The sequence below is a fragment of the Peribacillus sp. P4_C12 genome, from assembly GCF_056402095.1.
This window is the reverse complement of the sequence record NZ_JBFUIB010000193.1, coordinates 1-6,639: the sequence shown is the minus strand read 5'-3', so window position 1 is coordinate 6,639 and position 6,639 is coordinate 1. Positions and strand designations below refer to the sequence as shown.

Genomic DNA, 6,639 nt, shown 5'->3' with positions numbered 1-6,639 from the left:
CCTTATTAATAACGCTGGAGGTCCTCCAGGGGGGGCATTTTCTGATTTCAATGATGAAGAATGGCAACAATCTTTCGAACTGAATTTACTGAGCTTCATTCGGACGATTCGAGAGAGCCTGCCATATCTAAAAAAACAAGGTGGTAAAATTGTTAATATTGCTTCTTCGTCTATTAAGGAGCCGATTCCAGGACTTGTATTATCGAATACATTCCGGACTGCAATTGTTGGATTATCAAAAACGTTAGCTTCTGAGTTAGCTCCAGACCAGATATTAATCAATACGGTTGGTCCGGGTAGAATCGCAACAGACCGCATTCAGCATCTTGATCAATTTAATGCAGAGAAACAGGGAGTCACTACTGAAGAAATTACTGAAAAATCGATAAATAAAATCCCTCTTGGCCGTTATGGGGAACCTGAGGAATTTGCGAGATTCGTTACTTTCCTTGTCTCAGGGGCTAATACATACTTAACTGGCCAGTCCTATTTAGTTGATGGAGGCATGGTAAAGTCTATTTAATAAAGTAATTAATATAAGTAGAATTGAGGAGATTGGTCTTGACGAAAATGAACACAGTAATCGGATTTATTGGTATAGGAGTAATGGGAAAAAGCATGGCCGGAAATCTACTAAAGGCAGGATATGAGGTATATGTCTATACTAGGACGAAAGAAAAGGCAAGCAATCTAATCTCTCAGGGGGCAAAATGGGCAACAACACCTAAGGAAATCGCACAGCAAACTAACGTAATTATCTCCATGGTTGGATACCCAAGCGATGTCGAAGAAATATATCTTGGTGAACATGGGCTTATCGAGAATGGAAAAAAGGGTACCTATTTAATTGATATGACTACCTCCACGCCTTCTTTGGCCGTAAGAATAGCCGAAGAAGCGAAGAAAAAAGGCATGGAAGCACTTGATGCCCCCGTTTCTGGAGGGGATATCGGTGCAAGGGATGCGAAACTTACCATTATGGTCGGCGGAGACATTAAGGCCTTCGAATCTATTCAGACAATTTTTGATATCATCGGCAGCAATGTTGTCTATCAAGGTCCAGCGGGATCGGGACAGCACACGAAAATGTGTAATCAAATTGCAATTGCATCTAATATGATCGGGGTTACTGAAGCGATCTCTTATGCCAAAAAGGCAGGTTTGGATCCAGACCGCGTTCTGCTGAGCATATCATCGGGGGCTGCCGGAAGCTGGTCATTGTCTAATCTTGTACCTCGAATGGTAAAAGGTGATTTTGAACCTGGTTTTTATATCAAGCATTTTATTAAAGATATGAAAATTGCACTTGATGAAGCGGAAAGAATGGGAATGGATGCTCCTGGATTAACCTTGAGCAAATCCTTATATGAGAACCTTGCAGAAGCTGGAGAGGAAAATAGCGGTACTCAGGCTTTATATAAACACTATAATAATTAAAGTGCTACCTTCTCTTTCTTATGAATAAGCTGAAAGCGACAGCCTTTACAAAAAGGAGCGATCGTTTATGGGCGAATTCGATGACATTAACATGAAATTTCAAGAATTAGAAGATGGCCGATACATTGTTCGGATTGAAGGTTTTAAACGCGAAAAAACCATTAACCAAACAAAGCCCATTCGATGGGAGTTAAAATTAATGAATGAAAGTCCACTAATTCTGCCGGTGAAATTCAGCCATATTGAAACAAATGCCGGTTTCCAGATTCTGATGCGTGAGTTAAAAAGTTTAGGTCATTCGAAGCCGCGTTCCGCAAAGGAATTTGAAGAAGTGATGGCAGATTTACTTGGATCGATCGTTGAGGTGAGCCTTACGACAACAAATAAGGAAGAAGGTTATCGCGAAATTCGGTTTTTACGGAGATTATATTAACCAATAAAAAGTTTTGTGGAGAATTGTTAGTAGCATGAAAATTTTTAAGAATAGGAAAGTGGCCTTCAATAGTTCAATCAATTGAAGGCCACTTTTTTGTTCAATTATTCTTAAGTAAAAAAGCTTCAATACGGTCTAAAGCCATTTTCAGAGTTTCCATTGAATACGCATATGAAATCCTAAAGTACCCTTCACCTAGTGAAGAAAAAGCATCACCGGGGACTACAGCCACTTTTTCCTGTTTCACAAGTTTGAGACAGAATTCAAGTGAAGAAGTGAAACCTTCAGGCAGCTTCACAAAGAAGTAAAAGGCACCATTTGGTTTGACTATTTCTAAATTCATTGCTTGTAAGCGGTTGTATACGTATTCTCTTCTCAGGGCATACTCGGACTTCATGGGAAGGGCATCATTCTTGCCTGCTGTTAAAGCAGCCAAAGCAGCTCTTTGAGAAATGGAAGAGGCACAGGTCACATTATATTGATGGACCTTTAGAATATGCTGAGAGATAGCTACAGGCGCAAATAGAAGGCCAATTCTCCAACCAGTCATCGAATGAGACTTGGATAAACCGTTTAAGACGATGGTTTGGTCCTTTAAATAAGTGGCAATCGATACATGTTTTTGATCAAATACGAGCTCGCTGTATATCTCATCCGCCAAAATGAAGATATCTTTGTCCCGTACGAGCTCGGCGATATCCTTTAATTCGTCAGCAGACAATGTGACTCCAGTTGGATTTGAAGGATACGGCAGAACGATGCATCGTGTATTATCAGTTATGTATTGTTCAATGATATCTGCAGTTAAACGAAATCCATTTTTGGTTGTATCCGCATAGATAGGGGCTGCTCCACACATTTTGATAATCGGTTCATAGCCTGGATATACAGGGCCAGGGAGTATCACTTCATTCCCGGGGGTGAGAATGGTCCGGAATGTAACGTCGATACCCTCGCTTGCACCTGAAGTTACTATGACTTCATTCGCTGGATCATAGGTAAGCTGGTATTTATCTTTTACATATTCAGATGCGGCTTCCCTTAATTCTAAATAACCGGCATTATGAGTATAAACCGTATAATCATTATCAATAGCTTGTTTGGCCGCTTCTTTAATATGCAGCGGGGTTGGAAAATCTGGCTGTCCTATCGTTAAGGAAATGGTTCCTTCGATATCAGCGACCATATTGTAAAATTTACGGATTCCTGATATTTGAACTTCTTTTACTAGAGGGTTTACTAAATGCTCCATCTATGAATATCCTCCCTTTTCATACTTCATGAGATTATGTACTATGTTTGACGGATTCACTCTATTTTATCATTTAGTTTGGATGGGGGAGAAATACTTTTTGAGATTAATGAAATAAAGGTATAATGAGAATTAAGAAAATTTTGAGGGTTGATACATATGATAAGGACTTGTGCTATAACTTCAGATCAGGAAGTCAATTTTGATTTGCCACTAGTGGAAATGAATAATCCGGATATTGAGTGGTATTGGGTAGATTTTTCAAATCCTACAGAAAAGGAAATTGAACTTTTATCGAGTCATTTTCACTTTCATCCGCTGGCTATTGAAGACTGTCTGGATGACTTTAACCAGCGTCCAAAAATGGATTTTTATGAGGGGTACCAATTTATTGTTATACATGCTCTCAGGCAAAAGGTCTTTAGAGCTGTCGAACTTGATATGTTTGTGGGAGAAAAATGGTTAGTCACATTTCATAAGGAGGAGCTGCTTGAACTTGAGACGGTGTGGAAGGAAGTCCATCAAAATAACATGCTAAAGCAGGGTCCTTTTTTTCTAATGCATAGATTGATTGATCGGATCGTCGATGAATTTTTTCCACCTGTATATAAAATGGAAAGCGAATTAAGTAGTATCGAGGATAATACCGAAAATGAAACCATTACAGACTTGATGGATCAGTTATTTGATTTACGTACGGATATGTCAAAACTTCGCCGAACTATACTACCGATGCGTGATTTACTTTACAGGATGATTTCGTCCGAGCGGCTTAATTATTTAAAAGATCAGCATCTGTATTTTAATGATGTTTACGATCACCTACTTAAATTAACCGAAATGTTGGAATCATACCGGGATTTTTCATCTGATATCCGGGATAGCTATTTGTCTGTTAACTCTAATAATATGAATTCGACGATGATGACTTTGACTGTCATTACTACCATTTTCATGCCGCTGACTTTTATAGTAGGTGTGTATGGGATGAACTTTCAATATATGCCCGAATTAAACTGGCACTATGGCTATTTCCTGGTCCTCGGAATGATGGGGGGAATTGCGCTGATGATGTTTTTATACTTTGTTAAAAAAGGTTGGCTGAATCCTAGAAAAAGATCAAGAAAGAGCTAAAAATATCCAGCTAATCAGCTTTTTTCAATGAAAGCTATATTAATTTGATACTTTATTTTGATATAATAAAAAAAGAATAAAATACCAAATTTATGAATATGAGGTGTTTAAATGGAAGTTGGGGTTGTTGAAAGCCCAGTGGAAAGAGGAGAGTATGCTGGATTTTGGCTGCGCTTTGGCGCGAATATTATTGATGGCATTATAATCGGGATCCCTACCGGAATCATATCGGCTTTTGTAAGTATTTTTTGGAGTGGCGCGATGATGGAATTACAGGAATCGACAATCGATCCTAATTACGAGGCATCATTGAGTGATATATTCGTTTTCCTGGCAGGAGCAATTATCATTCTATTTTTATCTTTACTTATAAGCTTTCTTTATTATACTTTATTACATTCCTCGAAATGGCAAGGCAGCGTCGGGAAAATACTCCTAAATATTAAAGTGACGGATTTAAATGGAGGACGAATAGGGTTTGGTAGAGCTACAGGGCGTTATTTTGCGACGATCATATCAGGGATGATCTTTTATATCGGCTATATCATGGCAGGGTTTACATCGAAAAAACAGGCACTTCACGATATGATTGCAGGTACGGTAGTAGTCAAAAAATGATCATGGAAAAAAGGGGACTCTGATATGAGCTCCCTTTTTTTGTTTGGCTTAAATAGATAATCTCTTCTTGATTCTATTTTTCTTACCATTGCACTAAACAAAAGACGAAAGAAACCGAATTATTAGGTATGAGTTCATTTATAATATCATCGTAGGTCTATTTGACCAAAAAAAATATTATTTTAGATAATGGTATATATGAAAAAGTAAGGGAAGGGCGAGATAAAGCAATGGAAGCAAATAAAGGGATTTTACTAGAAAGTGGAACGAATGAGCTAGAGATTGTTGAATTCGGCATAGGAAAGAATAAATTTGGCATCAATGTAATTAAGGTAAAGGAAATCATTAATCCAGTACATATCACGCTTGTTCCTCATTCACATCCAAATGTTGAAGGAATTATTGAGCTTCGCGGGGAGGTACTACCGGTTGTAAATGTAGCGGATGCCCTAGGATTTCCAGCATCGGGAACACCAGAGCAAGATAAATTCATAGTCGCTGAATTCAATCAGCAAAAAGTGGTGTTCCATGTCCATACGGTGACACAGATACACCGCATCTCTTGGACTCAAATTGAAAAGCCTTCGGATATGTATCAGGGATTGGAAAGTCAGATTATCGGTGTAATAAAATTAAACAGTGAAATGATTTTATTACTTGATTTTGAAAAAGTAGTGGTTGAAATCAATCCGAATTCAGGAATCAGCGTCCAGCAGGTTAAAAAGCTGGGTCACCGGCAAAATTCAGAAAAGAGAATACTTATTGCAGAGGATTCTCCATTACTGAGAAAGCTACTGTTTGATACATTGTCAGAAGCGGGGTTTAAACACCTAGTGTTTTATGAAAATGGGCTAGATGCATTAAATTATTTAGAGAGTTTGATCGAATCAGGAAAGCAGGTTGTTGAAGAAGTGCAATTGGTGATTACTGATATTGAGATGCCTCAAATGGACGGTCATCATCTAACTAGAAGAATCAAGGAAAATAGCGAACTTACTGTATTGCCAGTTATTATTTTCTCCTCATTGATTACGGATAGCCTGCGCCATAAAGGGCAAGTTGTTAGGGCTGATGCACAAATCAGCAAACCTGAAATCGCTGCTCTAATAGATTTGATAGACAAATTTGCTTTATAGCATTGGAAAACGGGCCGAGGGTGTATAACCTCTCGTCCCGTTTTTATTATCCAATTTTTACCCTTTAATACTTGGAACCTTTTCCTAAAAAAGAGGAGGGGAATGGATTATGAAATGGCTGCTTGACCGGGCCCCGTCCGTAAGGCCTTTTCTCAGTATTGGTAGAGTTCGGCTTCTTTTCACCTGCTTGTCCAACGTAAGATTGTAAGATTTGCTTTGCCTTGGATAATGACAAGGAGGCTTTAGGGTTCCGTATGGATGCTGCCCGGCTGCCGAGGTGGGGTAGATTTTTCAAGTCTTCCTTAGTAGGAGGTAGGTGAAAAACATATGATCCGCATTCGACAATTACGTCGGATTGTTGTGCGGCAAAGCGAGGGTTATCAGAGAAATGAAGTCCAATCTTCTTCGCTTTTCCTTCTTGTATTAGCTTGTTTAATGCAAGCCGTTTTAAATTATATAAATTTTTAGGTTCCAATGCAGTCTTCGCATGTTTATTTACAATAAACACGGCCTGGGCAAGGGAGTTAATCGAAAACTCATCCATTTCAGAATGTCCTTTCGTGTGGTTCATTATAGAAACTCCTTTTCTTCATAAGGTGAGAAGGAAAGGAAGCCTGTTTCTTTCCTTC

At 38.7% G+C, this 6,639-nt stretch carries 8 protein-coding genes; 6 read left to right on the top strand and 2 right to left on the bottom strand.

Annotated elements, in window-relative coordinates; all coding sequences use genetic code 11:
• The 3 genes from AC1DUW_RS18385 to AC1DUW_RS18375 form a co-directional block, all read left to right on the top strand.
• Window positions 1-523 (top strand): SDR family oxidoreductase (locus AC1DUW_RS18385; protein ID WP_477643145.1); only part of this gene is annotated, 523 nt, incomplete at its 5' end.
• A 47-nt stretch (window positions 524-570) separates the two neighbouring features.
• The gene (locus AC1DUW_RS18380; protein WP_053348006.1) at window positions 571-1,437 is read left to right on the top strand and encodes an NAD(P)-dependent oxidoreductase; all 867 of its coding nucleotides are present in this window, start codon (window positions 571-573) and stop codon (window positions 1,435-1,437) included.
• A gap of 67 nt (window positions 1,438-1,504) precedes the next feature.
• Window positions 1,505-1,870, top strand: a complete 366-nt coding sequence (locus tag AC1DUW_RS18375) for a hypothetical protein (protein ID WP_053345139.1) — start codon at window positions 1,505-1,507, stop codon at window positions 1,868-1,870.
• A 100-nt stretch (window positions 1,871-1,970) separates the two neighbouring features.
• Here the strand turns inward: AC1DUW_RS18375 and AC1DUW_RS18370 are convergent, their stop codons facing one another.
• Entirely contained in the window at window positions 1,971-3,122 is a 1,152-nt protein-coding gene (locus AC1DUW_RS18370) for an aminotransferase A (protein WP_053345140.1), read from the bottom strand.
• 159 nt (window positions 3,123-3,281) lie between these two features.
• Between AC1DUW_RS18370 and corA the strand changes: the two genes are divergently transcribed.
• The 3 genes from corA (at window position 3,282) to AC1DUW_RS18355 (ending at window position 6,010) form a co-directional block, all read left to right on the top strand.
• Entirely contained in the window at window positions 3,282-4,256 is a 975-nt protein-coding gene (gene corA / locus AC1DUW_RS18365) for a magnesium/cobalt transporter CorA (protein ID WP_053345141.1), read from the top strand.
• Between the two features lie 111 nt (window positions 4,257-4,367).
• Entirely contained in the window at window positions 4,368-4,874 is a 507-nt protein-coding gene (locus tag AC1DUW_RS18360) for an RDD family protein (RefSeq protein ID WP_477643144.1), read from the top strand.
• 230 nt (window positions 4,875-5,104) lie between these two features.
• Window positions 5,105-6,010, top strand: a complete 906-nt coding sequence (locus AC1DUW_RS18355) for a chemotaxis protein (RefSeq protein WP_053348007.1) — start codon at window positions 5,105-5,107, stop codon at window positions 6,008-6,010.
• 64 nt (window positions 6,011-6,074) lie between these two features.
• On the opposite strand, the gene AC1DUW_RS18350 is transcribed toward AC1DUW_RS18355, so the two are convergent.
• On the bottom strand, window positions 6,075-6,581 hold the full coding sequence (locus AC1DUW_RS18350) for a YkyB family protein (protein ID WP_477643143.1): 507 nt from the start codon (window positions 6,579-6,581) through the stop codon (window positions 6,075-6,077).
• Window positions 6,582-6,639 lie beyond the last annotated feature (58 nt).

Excerpts from the sequence above, each read along its gene's own strand:
- AC1DUW_RS18355 (WP_053348007.1), top strand. The coding sequence starts at position 5,105 with ATGGAAGCAAATAAAGGGATTTTACTAGAAAGTGGAACGAATGAGCTA.
- AC1DUW_RS18380 (WP_053348006.1), top strand. The coding sequence starts at position 571 with ATGAACACAGTAATCGGATTTATTGGTATAGGAGTAATGGGAAAAAGC.
- corA (WP_053345141.1), top strand. The coding sequence starts at position 3,282 with ATGATAAGGACTTGTGCTATAACTTCAGATCAGGAAGTCAATTTTGAT.
- AC1DUW_RS18370 (WP_053345140.1), bottom strand. The coding sequence starts at position 3,122 with ATGGAGCATTTAGTAAACCCTCTAGTAAAAGAAGTTCAAATATCAGGA.
- AC1DUW_RS18375 (WP_053345139.1), top strand. The coding sequence starts at position 1,505 with ATGGGCGAATTCGATGACATTAACATGAAATTTCAAGAATTAGAAGAT.
- AC1DUW_RS18350 (WP_477643143.1), bottom strand. The coding sequence starts at position 6,581 with ATGAACCACACGAAAGGACATTCTGAAATGGATGAGTTTTCGATTAAC.
- AC1DUW_RS18360 (WP_477643144.1), top strand. The coding sequence starts at position 4,368 with ATGGAAGTTGGGGTTGTTGAAAGCCCAGTGGAAAGAGGAGAGTATGCT.